General features: G+C 71.0%; 18 protein-coding genes and 1 pseudogene. 8 read left to right on the top strand and 11 right to left on the bottom strand.

The window, feature by feature from the left end; translation table 11 throughout:
- From OJ997_RS20800 to recR, 3 genes and pseudogenes are all read left to right on the top strand, one after another.
- A pseudogene (locus OJ997_RS20800) lies at nucleotides 1-884 on the top strand (hypothetical protein); the annotation flags it as partial.
- Nucleotides 884-1,333, top strand: a complete 450-nt coding sequence (locus OJ997_RS20795; RefSeq protein WP_270027153.1) for a YbaB/EbfC family nucleoid-associated protein — start codon at nucleotides 884-886, stop codon at nucleotides 1,331-1,333. The pseudogene OJ997_RS20800 and the gene OJ997_RS20795, both read left to right, overlap by 1 nt.
- Before the next feature lie 6 nt (nucleotides 1,334-1,339).
- Nucleotides 1,340-1,933 carry a recombination mediator RecR gene (recR, locus tag OJ997_RS20790; protein ID WP_270027152.1) on the top strand — a complete coding sequence of 198 codons (594 nt, stop codon included), beginning with the start codon at nucleotides 1,340-1,342 and terminating at the stop codon, nucleotides 1,931-1,933.
- Here the strand turns inward: recR and OJ997_RS20785 are convergent.
- Genes OJ997_RS20785 through OJ997_RS20775 form a run of 3 tightly spaced genes read right to left on the bottom strand, consistent with a single transcriptional unit; the run spans nucleotide 1,930 to nucleotide 4,188 of the window.
- The gene (locus OJ997_RS20785; RefSeq protein WP_270027151.1) at nucleotides 1,930-2,892 is read right to left on the bottom strand and encodes a hypothetical protein; all 963 of its coding nucleotides are present in this window, start codon (nucleotides 2,890-2,892) and stop codon (nucleotides 1,930-1,932) included. The genes recR and OJ997_RS20785 overlap by 4 nt on opposite strands.
- A complete protein-coding gene (locus OJ997_RS20780) occupies nucleotides 2,889-3,371 on the bottom strand; it encodes a hypothetical protein (protein WP_270027150.1) in 483 nt (160 codons plus the stop codon). The genes OJ997_RS20785 and OJ997_RS20780 overlap by 4 nt, the downstream gene beginning before the upstream one ends.
- Before the next feature lie 7 nt (nucleotides 3,372-3,378).
- Nucleotides 3,379-4,188 (bottom strand): hypothetical protein, encoded by an 810-nt coding sequence (locus OJ997_RS20775; protein WP_270027148.1) that lies wholly within the window; start codon nucleotides 4,186-4,188, stop codon nucleotides 3,379-3,381.
- Between the two features lie 189 nt (nucleotides 4,189-4,377).
- Here OJ997_RS20775 and OJ997_RS20770 point away from each other — a divergent pair, with 189 nt between their 5' ends.
- The 3 genes from OJ997_RS20770 to OJ997_RS20760 all read left to right on the top strand — a co-directional run bounded on the left by OJ997_RS20770 (nucleotide 4,378) and on the right by OJ997_RS20760 (nucleotide 7,413).
- On the top strand, nucleotides 4,378-5,622 hold the full coding sequence (locus OJ997_RS20770; RefSeq protein ID WP_272600048.1) for an aspartate kinase: 1,245 nt from the start codon (nucleotides 4,378-4,380) through the stop codon (nucleotides 5,620-5,622).
- Nucleotides 5,619-6,647, top strand: a complete 1,029-nt coding sequence (locus OJ997_RS20765; protein WP_270027145.1) for an aspartate-semialdehyde dehydrogenase — start codon at nucleotides 5,619-5,621, stop codon at nucleotides 6,645-6,647. Before OJ997_RS20770 ends, OJ997_RS20765 begins: the two co-directional genes overlap by 4 nt.
- Nucleotides 6,648-6,759: 112 nt before the next feature.
- Complete coding sequence (locus OJ997_RS20760; RefSeq protein ID WP_270027143.1) at nucleotides 6,760-7,413, top strand: hypothetical protein; 654 nt, start codon at nucleotides 6,760-6,762, stop codon at nucleotides 7,411-7,413.
- Here OJ997_RS20760 and OJ997_RS20755 read toward each other — a convergent pair.
- Genes OJ997_RS20755 through OJ997_RS20740 form a run of 4 tightly spaced genes read right to left on the bottom strand, consistent with a single transcriptional unit; the run spans nucleotide 7,410 to nucleotide 12,235 of the window.
- Nucleotides 7,410-8,315 (bottom strand): CoB--CoM heterodisulfide reductase iron-sulfur subunit B family protein, encoded by a 906-nt coding sequence (locus OJ997_RS20755; protein WP_270027142.1) that lies wholly within the window; start codon nucleotides 8,313-8,315, stop codon nucleotides 7,410-7,412. The genes OJ997_RS20760 and OJ997_RS20755 overlap by 4 nt on opposite strands.
- Entirely contained in the window at nucleotides 8,312-9,352 is a 1,041-nt protein-coding gene (locus tag OJ997_RS20750; RefSeq protein ID WP_270027141.1) for a succinate dehydrogenase/fumarate reductase iron-sulfur subunit, read from the bottom strand. Before OJ997_RS20750 ends, OJ997_RS20755 begins: the two co-directional genes overlap by 4 nt.
- Nucleotides 9,353-11,038 (bottom strand): FAD-binding protein, encoded by a 1,686-nt coding sequence (locus tag OJ997_RS20745; RefSeq protein WP_270027140.1) that lies wholly within the window; start codon nucleotides 11,036-11,038, stop codon nucleotides 9,353-9,355.
- Nucleotides 11,039-11,080: 42 nt separating this feature from the next.
- On the bottom strand, nucleotides 11,081-12,235 hold the full coding sequence (locus tag OJ997_RS20740; protein ID WP_270027139.1) for a site-2 protease family protein: 1,155 nt from the start codon (nucleotides 12,233-12,235) through the stop codon (nucleotides 11,081-11,083).
- 55 nt (nucleotides 12,236-12,290) lie between these two features.
- Here OJ997_RS20740 and OJ997_RS20735 point away from each other — a divergent pair, with 55 nt between their 5' ends.
- Nucleotides 12,291-13,274, top strand: coding sequence for a malate dehydrogenase (locus tag OJ997_RS20735; protein ID WP_270027138.1), 984 nt, complete (start codon nucleotides 12,291-12,293; stop codon nucleotides 13,272-13,274).
- Here OJ997_RS20735 and OJ997_RS20730 read toward each other — a convergent pair.
- From OJ997_RS20730 to OJ997_RS20715, 4 genes are all read right to left on the bottom strand, one after another.
- Nucleotides 13,271-14,269, bottom strand: a complete 999-nt coding sequence (locus OJ997_RS20730) for a hypothetical protein (protein WP_270027137.1) — start codon at nucleotides 14,267-14,269, stop codon at nucleotides 13,271-13,273. The two genes, OJ997_RS20735 and OJ997_RS20730, sit on opposite strands and share 4 nt — an antisense overlap.
- A 24-nt stretch (nucleotides 14,270-14,293) precedes the next feature.
- On the bottom strand, nucleotides 14,294-14,713 hold the full coding sequence (locus tag OJ997_RS20725; RefSeq protein ID WP_270027136.1) for a hypothetical protein: 420 nt from the start codon (nucleotides 14,711-14,713) through the stop codon (nucleotides 14,294-14,296).
- An 88-nt stretch (nucleotides 14,714-14,801) separates the two neighbouring features.
- Entirely contained in the window at nucleotides 14,802-15,245 is a 444-nt protein-coding gene (locus OJ997_RS20720; RefSeq protein WP_270027135.1) for an SRPBCC family protein, read from the bottom strand.
- The gene (locus tag OJ997_RS20715; RefSeq protein ID WP_270027134.1) at nucleotides 15,242-16,153 is read right to left on the bottom strand and encodes an NAD(P)H-binding protein; all 912 of its coding nucleotides are present in this window, start codon (nucleotides 16,151-16,153) and stop codon (nucleotides 15,242-15,244) included. Before OJ997_RS20715 ends, OJ997_RS20720 begins: the two co-directional genes overlap by 4 nt.
- A gap of 318 nt (nucleotides 16,154-16,471) precedes the next feature.
- On the opposite strand from OJ997_RS20715, the gene OJ997_RS20710 reads away from it, so the two are divergent.
- Entirely contained in the window at nucleotides 16,472-16,627 is a 156-nt protein-coding gene (locus tag OJ997_RS20710; RefSeq protein WP_270027133.1) for a hypothetical protein, read from the top strand.
- Nucleotides 16,628-16,634 lie beyond the last annotated feature (7 nt).

Here is a 16,634-nt window from a genome sequence, read left to right as displayed (position 1 = left end):
CGCACGCCGCGCCGCCTCAGGCCGCTCCGGTCCAGTCCGCGCCGCCCGCGCACGCCGCGCCGCCGCAGGCCGCTCCGCCCGCTCAGGCCGCTCCGCCCCACAGCGCGCCGCCTCCTTCTTCGCCCGCGCCGGTCGCGCCCGAGGACGATCGGTCCGCGGAGCCGCCGCCGTACGGCGTGCCGCATCCGTCGGTGGCTCGGGTCGCGACGCCGCTCGTGTACGGGCAGCCTCCCGTGGCGGCCGACGACGAGCATGTGCGTGGCCGGACCGAGGTTGCGATCACTGCGCAGGTCGAGGGGCAGCCGCCCGTCGAGGTGCGGACGACGCTGCCCGGCGCCGGGAACTCGACGCCGGAAGAGGCGCAGCACGTGGCCGACGAGGCCGCGGCGGCGGTCGCGCGCGATCTGGCGACGGAGTCCGATCCGACGCCGGCCGTGACCGCGGTGGCCGTGGTCGAGCCCGATGTGCCGGCGCCCGCGCCGAGCCTTGGGGTCTCGGTCGAGATCGGTGAGCACTGGAAGGCGGTCGTGGAGTCGCTGCGTGACGGCACGCCGCTGCTCGCGGCGGCGCTCGACGACGCCGTGCCGGTGCCCGCGGACGACGCGGGGCTCACGCTCGTGTGGCCCGAGGAGTCGGCGTTCCTCAAGCGCAAGGCCGAGGCGCCCGCGAATCAGAGCGCGCTGGTGGAGGCGATCCGCGCGGTGACGGGATCGTCGCTGCGGCTCGCCTACGAGCTGCGCGCGGCGGGGTCGCCGCCGCCGGTGTCGGCCGCGGTCGGCGCGGCCGTGGCGCCGTCGTCGCTCTCGGACGAAGACCTAGTAGCGCGTTTCATGGACGAGTTCGACGCGGAGGAACTCCCTCCCGAGCCCGAGGAGCAGACCTGATGCCCCAGCCGCCCAATCTCCAGAAGATGCTTGCCGAGGCGCAGGCGATGCTTGCGCAGCAGCAGGAGGCCCAAGAGGCGCTCAAGCTCGAGAAGGTCGACGCCAGCACCGGCGGCGGCTCGGTCAAGATCGTGATGACCGGCGACCTGCGTGTGGAGAGCCTCGAGATCGACCCGGACGCGGTCGATCCCGAAGACGTCGAGATGCTGCAGGACCTGATCATCGCGGCCGTCAACGAGGCGATCCGCAAGGCCGAGGAGCTCCAGCAGAGCAAGCTCGGCGGCGCGGAGCAGGGCGCCGGGTTCGACCCGATGAGCGCGCTCGAGTCGCTCGGCCTCGGCGGGATGGGCGGCATGGGCGGCGGCGGCGGTGGCGGCGGTGGCCTCCCGGGCGGCATGCCCGGCGGCGCGCCCAACCGCGCCGCACGGCGCGCCCAGAAGCGGAAGTAAGCACGCTTGCTGGCCCCACCCCTTCAGCGGCTCGTCACCGAGCTCTCGAAGCTGCCGGGGATCGGCAACCGCACCGCGCAGCGCCTCGCGTTCCACATGCTCCGCACGTCCGAGCAGGACGCGTTCGCGCTCGCGGAGGCGATCCGCGACGTCAAGCTCAAGATCAGCCTCTGCGAGATCTGCTTCAACCTCGCGGAGGGTCCGCGCTGCGCGATCTGCCTGGATGAGCGCCGCGACGAAGGCGTGATCTGCGTCGTCGAGGAGGCCGCCGACGTGATCCCGATCGAGCGCACCCACGAGTTCCGCGGCCGCTACCACGTGCTCGGCGGCGCGCTGTCCCCGATCGACGGCGTCGAGCCCGAGGACCTCCGGCTCGCCCAGCTCTACGCCCGCGTGAGCGGCCTCCGTGAGGTCGTCCTCGCCACGAACCCGACGACGACCGGCGAAGCGACCGCCCTCCACATCGCGGCCGCGCTGCACGAGCGCGTCCCCGAAGTGGCCGTGACCCGCCTCGCGAGCGGCCTGCCCGTCGGCGGCGACCTCGAGTACGCGGACGAGGTCACGCTCGGCCGCGCCTTCTCCGGCCGCCGCGCGCTCTAACGGTCCGGCGCGTCCTCGGCGACCGCTTCGAGCGCGCGCGTCAGCGCGGCCTCGGTGCGGCGGACGCGGGTGCGGGCGCGCGTCCAGGCGCGGCGGCTCTTGCGCTCCGCCGCGCGCTGCAGGTCGCCGTACGCCGAGGCGTTCGTGCGCAGCGCCTTCACCAGCGCCTCGCCGCCCGGGGCGTCCGCGGCCAAGGGGGAGAGCTGCGCCGCAGCCTCAAGGTGGGCGGTGCGTAGCCGGCCGGCCGCGCGCGACTGCCCCGCGGGCGTCTTGGCGCGGCGGATGGCCGTGCGGTCCGCGACCCGGGTGGTGTCGAGTTCGCGGGTCGCCTCCGGGAGGCGCACCTGGAAGGCGATGGCGCGGCTCGGGGGCAGGCTCTCGGCGCCGTCGACGCTGACGCCGCGCACACCGTCCAGACAGGCCACGGGGATGTCGCTCCCGCTGCCCTGCACCGCGCAGGCGACGGTCACGACGCCCCGGGTGGTGGGCAGGACGGCGGCGTCCAGACGCCACTTGCCGGCGCTCAGCCCGCGGTAGAACCACGCGGGAACGCCGCCCAGCCGGCCCGACGTGGGCTTCGGCGCGTCCTTGCGCAGCGCCTCGGGCAGCAACGAGCCGTCCTCGGCGGGTGCCAGGTTCGCCACCGCCACGAGGTTGAGGCCGGGATAGGGCGAGTACCCGATCGTCGCGTGCCGCGGGAATCCGGGCACCTCGGGCGCCAGGCCGACGCGCGTCCAGCCCGAGTCGGCTTGGACGTGCAGCCGCCCGAGCTTCGCGGACCCGTCCTCGTCGCGCTCGACGCGCGGCGCCTCGGACTCGGTCTCAGGCGTGTCGTCGCGCAGCCCGCCGACAAGGGACTTGGACGCGACGAAGCCGGCCACGGCGGCAGCGACGACCACCAGCGCGGTGGCCGCCCAGCGAAGCTTCACGTTCGGCACGCGGTCGCGCGGCGGGCTCATCCGGAGGAGTCGAAGTCCTTGCCGACGAAGCCCGGGGTCTTCTTCGTCGGGGCCTTCGGCGTGTACGTCTGCCGCGGCGCGACCGGCGTCACCCGTTGCGGAACGGGCGTGGCGGCCGGGGCGACGGGCGTCACCCGACGCACAGGCGTCCGCGGCTTGGCCTTCGCGGTCGACGCCTTCTTCTTGCGCTCCTTCACGCCGTGCAGCGCCGGCAGCGCGGGCACCGTGGAGAACTTGGCGGTGGCGTCCTGCGACGGGGCCGCTGCGCTCACCTCGCGCACGCTGTCGGGCGCGGTCGAGCCGGCCTGCGCCGCGTTCTCAGGGGACGACGACGTGGCGGCCGCAGGCTCGGCGCCGCTCTGCAGCGCGGCGCCCACGGACAGCGCGAGCACGAACCCGGCGACGGCGAGCAGGAGCGCGATGGCGACCGGCCCCGCGGAGCGGCGGCGGTCACGAAGAGGTCTGGCGATGGCGGTCATGAGGGATTCACTTCGGGCACGCGGTGTAACGGCCGCGAGCAGACAGGCAACGGTCCAGGCGATGAGGCGCCTTGCCGCGGCGGATGATGAACACAGTGGACTTGCCGTAGTAGCCCGCCCGGCGCACGCGCACCTCGAGACGGGTCTTCGCGGGCAGGTCGCGCTCGAACACGCGCACGCGGACCTTCGCCTGCTTGGTCGTGTAGCGCTTGCGCGGGCAGCCGGAGCCCTTGCACGTGACGGTGATGCTCGCGCGCTTGGGCGCACGCACCGACAGCAGCGTCACGTTGGCACCGCGCGGGCTCAGGGTCCCGCGCATCCGGACCTTGGGCGCGGGCCGGAGGGTGCGCAGGTTGTCGCCCTGCGTATGCAGGATCGGCGCCTGGGTCTGCACCGGCGCGGGCGCGGCCTCAAAGACAGGGGGCGGCGGTTCGGGGGTGGGCACGGGCGTCGGCTCCGGCGTCGCCGCCGGCGTGGGCGTCGGGGTCGGCACGGCGGCCACCGCGGCCGTCGCGTTCGAGACGGCGTCGTCGCGATCGCGGCCCGAGCCCACCGACAGCCACACGCGCATGAACTTGCCGGCGTCGGTCGGCGTGAGCACGTAGGCGGAGTTGGAGCCGTTCTGGGCGACGTCGCATGACCACCAGTCCGACGGCGATGTGCAGCGCAGCCACGCCCACGTCGGCGGGGAGTTCTGCGGCGTCCACGCGGCCGAGGCCGTGAGCCGCTGCCCCGACTGCAGCGTCCCGGCGATCGTGGGGTTGCGCGTGATGTCCGCGGCCAGCGCGGCAGCGGGCAGCACCGCGAGCGCAAGCATCGCGCCCACTGCCGTCCTGCCGGCGGCCCTGCCACTGGTCCGCGCCACGTGTTTCGATCCCAACTCTTCCACCCTCGGACGTTGTCTCCCGACGCAACATCTTGCAGGCCAATGGTCCAGGTGGCAAGTCGTCCACTCGTCCAGGGTCGCCTCGACTCTAGACTTGCCAGCGTGTCCGGCACCGTGGTGATGAAGTTCGGCGGCACGTCCGTCGCCGACGCAGAGCGCATCAAGCGCGCGGCGAGGCGGATCGTCTCCGCCCGCGAACAAGGCCATCGAGTGGTCGCGGTGCTCTCCGCGCGCGGGAAGACGACGGATGAGCTGATCTCCGCCGCCGAAGAGGTATCCACGAACCCGGACCCCCGTGAGATGGACATGCTGCTGTCCACGGGCGAGCGGATCAGCTGCGCGCTGTGCGCGATGGCGATCAACGACCTCGGCCACCGGGCGATCAGCCTCACGGGCTCGCAGGCCGGCATCGTCACGGACACGAGCCACACCAAGGCCCGCATCCTCGACGTGCGCGCGGACCGCATCCACGAGGCGCTCGACGAGGACCTGATCGTGCTCGTCGCCGGTTTCCAGGGCGTCTCGACCGCCCGCGACGTGACGACGCTCGGCCGCGGCGGCTCGGACACGACCGCCGTCGCGCTGGCCGCCGCGCTCGACGCCGAGGTCTGCGACATCTACACGGACGTCGCCGGCGTCTACAGCGCCGATCCGCGGATCGTCCCGGACGCGCGCAAGCTTCCCGTGGTCTCCTTCGAGGAGATGCTCGAGATGTCGGCGTCGGGCGCCGGCGTGCTGCAACTGCGCTCCGTGGAATACGCGCGCAACCACAACGTCCGTATTCATTGCCGGTCCTCGTTCACCGAGGCCCCCGGAACGCTCGTAGTCGGAGAAGAGGAGACGATGGAACGCCCGCTGATCACCGCCGTCACGCACTCGCGCGACGAGGCACGCCTCACGCTGCTCGGCGTACCGGATCACCCGGGCGTCTCCGGCCGCATCTTCACGGCCCTCGCCGAGGCGAACATCAACGTCGACATGATCATCCAGGACGAGCCCGACAACGACGGCGCCGAGGCGCACATGTCGTTCACCGTCCCGCGCACGGACCTGCGTCAGGCCCGCCTGGCCCTGGACCCGGTCGCGGCTGAAGTCGGCATCCGCGCGATCTCCGAGAACTCGGACATGGGCAAGGTGTCCGTCGTCGGCGCCGGTATGAAGTCCCACCCGGGCGTCGCCGCGAAGGTCTTCAGCACCCTCGGCGACCAGGGCATCAACATCGAGATGATCTCGACGTCCCCGATCAAGATCTCGTGCGTCGTCTCCGTCGAGGCGGTCGACCGCGCCGTGCGCGCGCTGCACGAGGCCTTCGACCTCGGGGCGGACCAGATCGAGGTCGAGCACCCGTTCGGAGCACCCGCATGAGCCAATACAAGGTCGCAGTCGTGGGCGCCACCGGCGCCGTGGGCACCGTCATGCTCGCCAAGCTCAAGGAGCGCGGCTTCCCGGCGTCGGAGATCGTCCCGTTCGCGTCCGAGCGCAGCGCCGGCAAGGAGCTCGAGGGCTTCGGCACGATCCGCGCGCTCACCGACGAGAACATCCAGGGCTTCGACCTCGCGCTCTTCAGCGCGGGCGGCGCGACGTCGCTGGAGTGGGCGCCGAAGTTCGTCGAGGCCGGCGCGGTCGTCGTGGACAACTCGTCCGCGTTCCGCCGCGACCCGGAGATCCCGCTCGTGGTGAGCGAGGTCAACCCGGAGGCGCTCGACGACCACAAGGGCCTGATCGCGAACCCGAACTGCTCGACGATGCAGCTCATGGTCGCCCTGAAGCCGATCCACGACGCCGTGGGCATCGACCGCCTGAACGTCTCCACGTACCAGTCCGTCTCGGGCACGGGCGTGAAGGCCGTCAAGGAGCTCGAGGACCAGACGCGCGCCGCGCTCAACGGCGATCCGCTGCCGGACCCCGCGGTCTATCCGCATCACATCGCGTTCAACGTGCTGGGCGGCGCCGGAAACTTCCCCGAGGGCGACGACCACACCGACGAAGAGCGCAAGATGATGTTCGAGACGCGCAAGATCCTCGGCGACGAGTCCATCAAGATCGCGGTCACGTGCGCGCGTGTGCCCGTGCGCAGCGCGCACTCGGAGTCGGTGACCCTGGAGACGCGGGAGGACCTGAGCGTCGAGGCGGCGCGCGAGCTGCTCGCCGGCCAGCCCGGGCTCATCCTCGTCGACGACCCGTCCACGCACAGCTACCCGACCGCGCTGGACAGCGCGGGCCGTGACGAGGTCTTCGTCGGCCGTCTGCGCCGCGACCCCACACACGAGCGCGGCCTGCAGCTGTGGGTCGTCAGCGACAACCTGCTCAAGGGCGCGGCCACCAACGCGGTCCAGATCGCCGAAGTCCTGCACCAGCGTTCGCTGGTTCGGGTTTCAACGCCCGCCTGAGCGGCAATACATAACTCAAGCCGAGTTTCAACTGCAGGACGGCAAGGGGTACGAAACATGACAGGGCGGGCCTTCGGGCCCGCCCTGCGTCGTTGTTGGGTAGGGCGCGACCATGCGCCTCTATCCCGCGTCCGCCACGGCGCGCACCCGCACCGCCACGCGTGACCTCGTGATCGTCGCGCTGCTGATCGTCTTCGCCTGGACGGGGATGAAGGTGCACGACGGCATCCTCGAGCTGACGTCGGTCGGGCGCAGCATCCAGGACTCGGGCCGGGCGATCTCGGCGACCACCCGCAACACGGCGAGCGCCGTGGACGGCGCGTTCGCGGATGCGGGCAGCGCGGTCAACGGGATCCCGCTCGTCGGCGAGCAGCTCGGCGGGACGCTCCGCCAGGCGCCGGCGGGTGCCACCAGCGCGCTGCGGTCCACGGGTGACGAGCAGGGCGGGCGGATCGTCCGGCTGGGTGTCGAGCAGGTCGAGAAGACCGAGACCGCGTCCAACTGGGCGGGCTGGCTCGTCTTCGGCCTGCCCTCGCTCGTGCTGCTCGTGTGGTTCCTGCCCGGGCGCGTCCGGCTCGTGCGCGCGATGCACACCGCGCACCGCACGCTGACCGACGCGCCGGAGCACATCCTCGCCGCGCGCGCCGCCTACAACCTCGACTACGCGACGCTGCGCCGCTACACCAAGGACCCGTTCGGAGACCTGGCGGCGGGGCGCCACGCGGCGCTGATCAAAGCCCTGCGCGCGGAGTCCGGGCTTCCCTAGGCAGCGGCGACCACCGACGTCGTCCAGTCGATCACCGACGACGGCTTGACGACGTGCTTGTTCATCCCCAGCTCCTTCGGCTCCAGCCCCAGGGCGAGCCCGAGGAGCTGGGGCAGGTGCAGCACCGGCATGTTCAGCGGCCGGCCGACCACGGCGGCCGCCGCCGGCTGCTGCAGGTCGAGGTTCAGGTGGCACAGCGGGCAGGGCGTGACGAGGCAGTCGGCGTTCGCGTCCGTCGCGTCGCCCACGTGCCGGCCCGCCTGCTTCAACGAGGCCTCCTTGTTCATGGTGATGATCGGGAAACCGCAGCACTTGTACTGGCCCGCGTAGTCGACGACGGTCCCGCCGAGCGCGTCGATCAGCTGGTGCAGGTAGGTGTCACGCGGGTGGGATTCGTCGATCCCGAGCCGATTGGAAGGCCGCACGATGTAGCACCCGTAGAACGGCCCGACGCGCAGGTCCGTAAGCGGGCGCTTCACGCGGCGCCGCACCTCGTCGAGCCCGATCTCCTCCACCAGCAGCCAGAGGAAGTGCTTGTTGGTGATGCCCTTCTCGTAGGTCAACCCCTCGGCCGCGAGCGTCGCGTTGACGTGGTCGCGGTAGGGCGTGTTGCCGTCCAGGCGCTCCTGGCACTCGCTCTGCGCGCCCTGGCAGGTCGAGCAGATGTTCATCATCAGCTCGGCGCCGCCCGCGATCTCCTGCTGGGCGAGGGCGAACGTGCGCGCGTTCAGGGTGTCCGCGAGCTCCTGGTTGTGCTCGGCGATCACGCCGGCGCCGCAGCACGCGGCGCGGTCGAGCTCGACCAGCTCGATGTCCAGCAGCGGCGCCACGCGCGCCATCGAGCCGTGCAGCTCCGGAGCGAAGCCGCGGCTCACGCAGCCCGGCCAGTAGGCGACCTTCATGACGCGTCCTCCTCCTCACCGGCGACGTAGAGGTTGAGCTCGTAGCGCTCCTCGCGGCCTTCGATGTCGCGGAAGATCCGCTTCACGTCCTTCGGCGCCTTGTGCTTGTGCAGCAGCGCCCCGGCGGGCGTGACCTTCCCGCGTTGCAGCGCGCGCAGGATGATCGGGAGCGAGCTCACGAGCTCCGGCACCGCGCGCGGGTGCAGCTTGCCGCCGTAGGAGTCCGGCAGCAGGTCCGCCTCGTGCAGCAGGCCGTTCTTCTCGATGTTCTTGACGAACGCCATCTCGTGCCGGTGGCCGTTGTTGCGGTCCTCGACGTGGTGGTCGTCACCGGCGATCCGCCGCAGCCGCATGATCTGCGACATCGGCGCCACGCCCTTCGGGCACGCCTCGATGCAGTTGAAGCAGTGCGTGCAGTCGTAGAGGCCGTGCGGGTCCTCGGCCAGGTCGCGCACCCGCTGCTCCTGGTGGCCGTCGCGCGGGTCGCCGACGAAGCGGTAGGCCTTCGCGAGCGCGGCGGGCCCGATGAAGAGCGGGTCGACCTCCATCGACAGGCAGTCCGACACGCACGCGCCGCACTGGATGCAGGCCATCGTCTGCGTGACGTCGATCATGTTGTCGGGCGGGACGACGTACTCGCGCTCGGGCGGCGGACCGTCCGGCAGCAGCCACGGGGTGACGCGCTGGATCTTCTTCCAGTGCACCGCGTCCATGTCGACGATCAGGTCCTTGAGCACGGGCATGTTGCCCATCGGCTCGACCACGATCACCCCGTCGGCCGCGCGCGCGTGTGCCTCGTCGAGGTGCGTGCGGCAGGCGAGGTTGGGCTTGCCGTTGATGCGCACGCCGCACGACCCGCAGATACCCGCGCGGCAGGAGCAGCGGATGCCGATCGAGCCGTCCTCGCGGTCCTTGGCCTGCAGCACGCCGTCCAGCACCGAGCGGCTCCCGTCGAGGTCGACCTGGAAGTCCTCCCAGTGGGCCGCATCACCGTTCTCGGGCGAATAGCGACGGATGCGGAGCGTGTAGTCAGGCACCTAATACGTCCTCTCTTGCGGCTCCCACTGGGTGATGGTCACGGGCGAGTAGCTGACCTGCGGTGTGTCGTCGCCGTTGCGCGACTCGAGGATGTGCTTGAGCCAGTGCTCGTCGTCGCGCTTGGGGAAGTCCGTGCGGAACTGCGCGCCGCGCGACTCCTTGCGCTCGAGCGCGCCGACGACGATGCACTCGGCCACGTCGAGCATGTAGCCGAGCTCGAGCGCCCCGAGCACGTCCTGGTTGAAGACCGTGCCGTGGTCGTCGATCGTCGCGTTCTTCGCCTCGTCCTTGAGGCGGCGGACGATCGAATGTGCGTCCGTCAGGCCTTCGTGGTCGCGGAACACGGCCACCTTCTCGTTCATCATCGTGCCGAGCTCCTCGCGGATCTCGGACACGCGCCGGCCGCCGGTGCGGCGCATGATCGCGCCGATCGCGCGCTCGGAGTCGTGCAGCTGCGCGCGGACCGGCTTGGGCTTGCCGAGCCCGGCGGCGCGCTTGGCGGCGTGCTCACCGGAGCGGCGGCCGAAGATCAGCGTGTCCAGCAGCGAGTTCGCGCCGAGCCGGTTGCCGCCGTGCACCGACACGCACGCCACCTCGCCCGCCGCGTACAGCCCGTCGACCGCCGTGCGCCCGTGGATGTCGGCCTTGACGCCACCCATGATGTAGTGGCACCCGGGGCGGATCCGGATCGGCTCGCGCGTGATGTCCACGCCCGCGAAGTCCCGCCCGATGTTGACGATCTCGCGCAGCGCCTCCAGCGTGCGCTTGCGCGGGACCTTCGTGATGTCCAGCGCGACCGTGCCGTCCTCGAAGCCGCGGCCCTCGTTGATCTCGGTCTGCTCGGCGCGGGAGACGACGTCGCGCGAGGCGAGCTCGAGCTTGTTCGGCGCGTACTTCTCCATGAAGCGCTCGCCGTCGGCGTTGTAGAGGTGCGCACCCTCGCCGCGGGCGCCCTCGGTGATCAGGATGCCCACGCCCGCGAGCGTGGTCGGGTGGTACTGGACCATCTCCATGTCCATCAGCGGCGCGCCGATCCGGTAGGCCTGCGCCATCCCGTCGCCCGTGCAGATCAGCGCGTTGGTCGACGGCTTGAAGCACTGGCCCGCGCCGCCGCTGGCGAGGATCGTCGACTTGGCGCTGAACAGCTCCATCGCGCCGTCGCGGATGTTGCGCGCGATCGCCCCGACGCAGCGGCCGTCGTCGTCCTGCGCGAGGTCGGTGATGAACCACTCCTCGTAGCGGTCGATCTGCTCGTGGTGCTTCATCAGCTGCTCGTAGAGCACGTGCAGCAGCGCCTGGCCGGTGATGTCGGCGATGTAGTACGTGCGCGCCGCGGACGCGCCGCCGAACGCGCGGGTGCCGAGCTTGCCCTCGGCGTTGCGGTGGAAGGTGACGCCCGCGTGCTCGAGCCACAGCACCTCGTCGGGCGCCTCGCGGCACATGATCTCGATCGCGTCCTGATCGCCGAGGTAGTCGGAGCCTTTGATCGTGTCGAAGGCGTGCGACTCCCACGAGTCGTCCGGGTTCAGCGCGGCGTTGATGCCTCCGGCGGCCGCGTTCGAGTGCGACCGCACGGGGTGGACCTTGGACATGATCGCCACCGTCGCGCCCTGTCGCGCTGCCGCCAGTGCGGCGCGCTGTCCGGCGAGACCGGCGCCGATGATCAGCACATCATGCGCGGGCATGGCGCGCACCATATAGATCGCGCCCGATAAATGTGACGTTCGTTACGAGGGTGCGAGACGCGCCTGCAAGGCGCGCGAAACCTGGTCCAGCGTGACCACGCCGCGGAGCCGGCCTTCGGCGTCCACGGCCATCAGCGCGCCGAGGCGGCGCAGCGGCTCGGACTGGATCAGCGACTCCAGCGGCGTGTCGGTGCGGACCTGCTCGGAGTCGCCGACGAGCGTCCGGATCGCGACCGAGCCGTCCTCCCGCAGCGCCGTGTGCTCGACCGCCGCCCGATGGGCGAGGCCGACGAACGTGCCGTCGCTCTCGGTGACCGCGAACCACGGCCAGCCCTGGTAGCGCAGGAAGAACTCGTCATAGGCCTGGGTGGCCGGGACCCCCGCCGGGATCGTCACGGGCTCGGCGTCCATGATGTCGCCCGCGGTGATGCCCTCCAGGCGGGTGACGAAGTTGCTCTGGGAGATCGCGGCGCGCGCGGACCCGCCCAGCATCCAGCCCAGGACGATGTACCAGAGGCCGCCGAACGCGTCGCTGGACGTGATCAGGATGAAGACGCCGTAGCCGATCATCAGCGCGGCGAAGCCCTGGCCGAGGTAGGCCGAGAACTTCGTCGCGCCGTGGCGGTTGCCGGTCAGCTGCCAGGCGATGGCGCGGACGATGCGGCCGCCGTCGAGCGGGAACGCGGGGAGCATGTTCAGCACGAACAGCAACGCGTTCGCCAGCGCGCTGAAGGCGACGACCACCTCGATCAGCGAGCCGGAGCGGTCGTAGAAGAACGCGGCGTCCAGCGTGCCGTCGCCGAGCATGGCGTACGCCGCGGCGCCCAGGACGGTCGCGAGCACGAGCGTGACGGCGGGGCCGGCGGCGGCGACGCGGAACTCCTCGCCGGGCGTCTCGGAGTCACGGTTGGCGCTCATGAAGCCGCCGAAGAAGAACAGGTCGATGCCGCCGACGCCGATCCCCTCACGGCGCGCGGCGAACGCGTGCCCCAGCTCGTGCAGCACGATCGAGCCGAAGAAGATCGCGGCGGCGACGACCGCGGCGATGAAGCCCTGGCCCGGCGAGGTGATCGCCTCGTCGAACGAGCTGTTGAGCCAGAAGATCCAGAAGAAGAGGATCAGGAACCACGACGGGTGGACCCCGACGCGGAAGCCGAACAGCCGGAAAAGTTGGAGAGAGGAGCCGCCGCCGAACACGTGAGATGAATGTTGACAGGCAAATGACCAGGCCGGACTTCGTAGTCTGCTGCGAATGGCCACCACCGTCACCGTCACCGGAGCGGCCGGGCAGATCGGCTACGCGCTGCTCTTCCGGATCGCCTCCGGTCAGCTGCTCGGCCCTGACAAGCCCGTCCACCTGAACCTCCTCGAGATCCCTCAGGGCGTCAAGGCCGCTGAGGGCACCGCGCTCGAGCTGTTCGACTCCGCGTTCCCGCTGCTCGCCGGCATCGACGTCTACGACGACGCCCACAAGGCGTTCGAAGGCGCGAACATCGCCCTGCTCGTCGGCGCGCGCCCGCGTACGAAGGGCATGGAGCGGGCCGACCTGCTCGAGGCCAACGGCGGCATCTTCAAGCCGCAGGGCGAGGCGATCGCCGCCGGCGCCGCCGACGACATCAAGGTGCTCGTCGTCGGCAACCCGGCGAACACGAACGCGCTGATCGCCGCCTCCAACGCGGACGGCGTGCCGAAGGAGCGCTTCACGGCGATGACGCGCCTGGACCACAACCGCGCGATCGCCCAGCTCGCCCAGCGCACGGGTGCTGCCGTCTCCGAGATCACCAACATGGCCATCTGGGGCAACCACTCGCCCTCGATGTACCCCGACCTGTTCAACGCCAAGGTCAAGGGCGAGCGCGCCTGGGACGCCGTCGGCGACGAGGACTGGGTCGCGAACGAGTACATCCCGCGCGTCGGCAAGCGCGGCGCGGAGATCATCGAGGCGCGCGGCGCTTCGTCCGCCGCCTCGGCCGCGTCCGCCGCGATCGACCACGTGCACGACTGGGTCAACGGCACGCCCGAGGGCGAGTGGGTCTCGATGGCCGTCCCGTCGACCGGCGCCTACGGCGTCCCGGAGGGCATCATCAGCTCCTTCCCGGTCACCACGGCCGGCGGCGAGTACACGATCGTCGAGGGCCTCGACGTGCCGGAGTTCTCGCAGGCGCGGATCGACAAGACGGTCGCCGAGCTCCAGGAGGAGCGCGAGGCCGTCGTCAAGCTCGGCCTCGTCAGCTAGCCGATTCGCTTCAGGAACACGTTGCCCGGACCGGTCGGGTGGTCGTAGATGTCGCGCTTGACGCTCCACGCCACCCATCGGTCCGTGAGCGCGATCTCGCCCTCGGGCCAGCGGCGCTTGCCATAGCGGTCGAGGCGCTCGAGGACCTTGCCCCTGAGGTCGGTGAGCAGCAGGCGCTCCGGCCCGACGTTCTCGTCGACGGTGATGAACGCGGCGCGGCCATCGGCGGTCGCCACGGTCGAGCTCCAGCTCTTCTTCGCCAGCACGTACCGGCGTGGGTCGGCGAGCGAGAAGGCGACGACGCGCTCACCCTCGGCGGCGACGATGTTGCCGCTCTCGTCAAGGTCGAACACACCCCAGGTGCGTACGCCCTTCGCCGGTGTGAGTGAGGCGACCACCGCGCCACTCACCCGGTCGGCGACCGTGATCGTCGCGCTGCCGCCGCACGGGCTGGTGCGCCAGGCGACGTAGGGACCGGCGATCCGGACCTGGCAGGGCTCCGCCTCGGCGATCTTGCGCCCGTCGACGTACACGCCGCCACACGGTGGCTCGTCGTCGACGCCGAGCACGACGGTGTCACCGTCGATCGCGGTGGTCACATACGCGGCGTCGCAACCGAGTGGGTTGGTGAAGGGCGAGCCGTCGACGGAGACGAGCGGTTGGACGCTCACCGTGCTCGCCCCGGAGTCGCCGTCGCCGCCGGGCAGTTGGCGCGAGTCGTCGAGTGTGTAGGCCATGCGTGTGGGTGAGGCGCTCACGGCACCCGGCGTGCCGCCGAACTGGCGTTTCTCGCCCTTGCCCGTCATGCGCTCGAAGCGCGCGACGATTCGGCCGCCGACCTTCACCGCGCCGCTGCCGTCGCTGTACTCGGTGCCCCACACGACGCTGTCGCCGGAGATCGTCGGCCCGGCGAACGCCATGCCGTTGTAGGTCTTGGCCTGCGCGGGCGACGCGACGATGCACAGCGCGGCGCAGATCAGTGTGAGTCCCCTCATCGCGGGGACTCACATACCCCTACGTCAGCTTGCGACACCCTCGCGCAGGTGCCAGCCGCGGCCGGACTTGGTGACCTTGCCCTCCTCGGCGAGGCCGGGCAGGACGCGGTACAGGTAGTTCTGTTGGATGCCCATCGCCTCGGCGAGCTCCGGGATGGTGATGCCGGGGCGCTCCTTGACCAGGTCCAGCGCCTGCGCGGCGCGCGTGCCGCCGCCGCCCTTGGGCCGGCCGCGACGGCCGGTACCGGCGGCGCCCTTCGGCCGTCCGCGACGCGCCGGTGCCGCCGTGGAGGCGGCGGGCTTGGCCGCCCGGGGGGTCCCGTTGCCGATCCCGCTCAGCGCGCTCTCGGCCGCCTGGAGCAGTTCGTACTCCTCGACGTAGGGCTTGAGCTCCTTCAAGCGCGCCTGGATCTCTTTGCGCTTCTCGTCGAGAAAGTCAGCCATCTGAGTGTGACTCCGAGCTAGGGCATTAACTGGATGTCCCGGAACGGTAGACCACTACCGGGGTTAACGCCGCACGGACCGTTGCCGATCAGCGTTCCAGGAGCGCTTTGAGTTGCTGAAGTGACGCTTTCGCCTCACGTTCAGGTACGCCGCCGACGACCACGCGACTCGCCGCCGCGCCGAGGAATCCCCCCGGTGCCTTGAACTCGTTCTCGTACTCGAAATGCGTGCCTTCACCCTTCGCGACGAGGCGGTAGGCGGTGCGGGCGTAAGAGCCCGCGGGGCCTTTGCCCTCCCAGGTCGCGGCGTGTGGGCGGTCGGCCTGGGTGAGCGTCCAGTGCACCTTGAAGTTCGCATGACGCAGGCACAGCGTCTGGTCCATCTCGTACCCCTTGCGCGGTGTACCGGAATCCGTGCGATTGACCTTGCGGTGAATTGTCACCCACTCATGCAGGCGCTCGGGGTCGAGCATGACCTCATACACCGCCTCCGGGGGTGCATCGATGTCGATCTGCGCACGTACCACGGTCATCGGGGTTGCACCTCCATGTCGCGCAGGGCTCGTTCCACCGCCGCCTCGAAGCGGTGCAGTCTCACCCCGAACGCCTCGGCGGCGCCATCGTCACGGGGGATGAGGTCGTATTCGAGTGATTCCATCAGCGGTTCGATCAGCCCCGGGTCCTCGCCCGCCACCGCCGCGGCGACCACGGACGCCACGGGGGTGAAGTTGAACGCGAGGCCAATCGCGGGTCGGTCGACCATCATCACGTCAGCGATACGGCGCATGAGGTCCTGGTAGCTCATCACGTCCGGGCCGCCGAGGTCCCACGCCCGGCCCGCGTGGCGGGCGTCGAGCATCGCGCCGGCGGCCAGGAACTCGAGCACGTCGCGGCCGTCGATCGGCTGCGTGCGGTGCACACGCCAGGCGGGGAGCGCCAGCACGGGCAGGCGCTCGATCAGCCGCACGAGGAAGCGGAACGAGCGCGAACGCGCGCCGACGACGAGCGAGGCGCGCAGGGCGATCGACTCCGGCACCGCGTCGAGGAGGGCCTGCTCGACGGCCAGCCGCGAGGCGAGGTGGCGCGAGATCGAGCCGTCGTGGGGCACGAGCCCGCCGAGGTAGACGATCCGCCGCACGCCGGCCGCCGCGGCCGCCGCGGCGAACGCCTCGGCCTGCCGGCGCTCGACGTCCACGAACGCGCCGTCCACGCCCTCCATCGAGTGGATCAGGTAGTAGGCGACGTCGACGCCGTCGAGCGCGCGCTCGAGGCCGGCGCCGGTCGTCGCGTCCCCGAGCACGAGATCGTCGAGCTCGGCGCCGGCGGCGCGCACGCGGTCAGCCGAGCGGGCGAAGCCGCGGACGTCATGGCCATCGCGGACGAGGCGCGGCACGAGCGCCGCGCCGACGTATCCCGAGACGCCGGTTACCAGGGTTTGCAAGCCGCCGCCCATCCTCTCCAGCCTGACAGGCGCGAAAACCACGGAGATTGCGGGGTGGCAATCCCGCAAACCGCGCATAAAACCTGCAAAAAGTCCGTATTTGCGGGGTCTTCATGGAATCCTTGCGTTTTGCGGGAGAGCCGCTTGGCAAGGCCTTGAACGACCCCCGTGGCTCCGCTTTGATCGACCACGTCCTGTGACCGAGTCGTGAACGAGGGGTCCTTCCGGGTGTCAGCAGTTGCCACGCCGCCGCGTGCCAAGAGGTCGAAGAAACCGTCGTGCGAGGATTGCTTCTTCGCTCGCAACGGCCTCTGCGCGTTGAACCTCGACGAGGCTTGCCCGACGTACCGCCCCGACCATCCGGACGGGCTGCGGCCCCCGAGCCAGATGCGCTTCGTGTTCCGCCAGGAGCGCCGCCGTCAAGTCGGCTGGGCGTTCCCGTCCGCCCAGGAGCAGGCCGCGCTCCACGAGTAGGGTGGGC

Source organism: Solirubrobacter phytolaccae (genome assembly GCF_027587195.1).
In the GTDB taxonomy this organism is placed as follows: Bacteria; Actinomycetota; Thermoleophilia; order Solirubrobacterales; family Solirubrobacteraceae; genus Solirubrobacter; species Solirubrobacter phytolaccae.
The sequence above is the reverse complement of the archived record's forward strand: the minus strand, read 5'-3'. Positions and strand labels throughout refer to the sequence as shown.

Bases quoted from the DNA above. Each gene is read 5' to 3' on its own strand.
- OJ997_RS20795 (WP_270027153.1), top strand. From the start codon at position 884: ATGCCCCAGCCGCCCAATCTCCAGAAGATGCTTGCCGAGGCGCAGGCG.
- OJ997_RS20785 (WP_270027151.1), bottom strand. From the start codon at position 2,892: ATGAGCCCGCCGCGCGACCGCGTGCCGAACGTGAAGCTTCGCTGGGCG.
- OJ997_RS20780 (WP_270027150.1), bottom strand. From the start codon at position 3,371: ATGACCGCCATCGCCAGACCTCTTCGTGACCGCCGCCGCTCCGCGGGG.
- OJ997_RS20775 (WP_270027148.1), bottom strand. From the start codon at position 4,188: ATGCTTGCGCTCGCGGTGCTGCCCGCTGCCGCGCTGGCCGCGGACATC.
- OJ997_RS20770 (WP_272600048.1), top strand. From the start codon at position 4,378: ATGAAGTTCGGCGGCACGTCCGTCGCCGACGCAGAGCGCATCAAGCGC.
- OJ997_RS20765 (WP_270027145.1), top strand. From the start codon at position 5,619: ATGAGCCAATACAAGGTCGCAGTCGTGGGCGCCACCGGCGCCGTGGGC.
- OJ997_RS20760 (WP_270027143.1), top strand. From the start codon at position 6,760: ATGCGCCTCTATCCCGCGTCCGCCACGGCGCGCACCCGCACCGCCACG.
- OJ997_RS20755 (WP_270027142.1), bottom strand. From the start codon at position 8,315: ATGAAGGTCGCCTACTGGCCGGGCTGCGTGAGCCGCGGCTTCGCTCCG.
- OJ997_RS20745 (WP_270027140.1), bottom strand. From the start codon at position 11,038: ATGCCCGCGCATGATGTGCTGATCATCGGCGCCGGTCTCGCCGGACAG.
- OJ997_RS20735 (WP_270027138.1), top strand. From the start codon at position 12,291: ATGGCCACCACCGTCACCGTCACCGGAGCGGCCGGGCAGATCGGCTAC.
- OJ997_RS20730 (WP_270027137.1), bottom strand. From the start codon at position 14,269: ATGAGGGGACTCACACTGATCTGCGCCGCGCTGTGCATCGTCGCGTCG.
- OJ997_RS20725 (WP_270027136.1), bottom strand. From the start codon at position 14,713: ATGGCTGACTTTCTCGACGAGAAGCGCAAAGAGATCCAGGCGCGCTTG.
- OJ997_RS20720 (WP_270027135.1), bottom strand. From the start codon at position 15,245: ATGACCGTGGTACGTGCGCAGATCGACATCGATGCACCCCCGGAGGCG.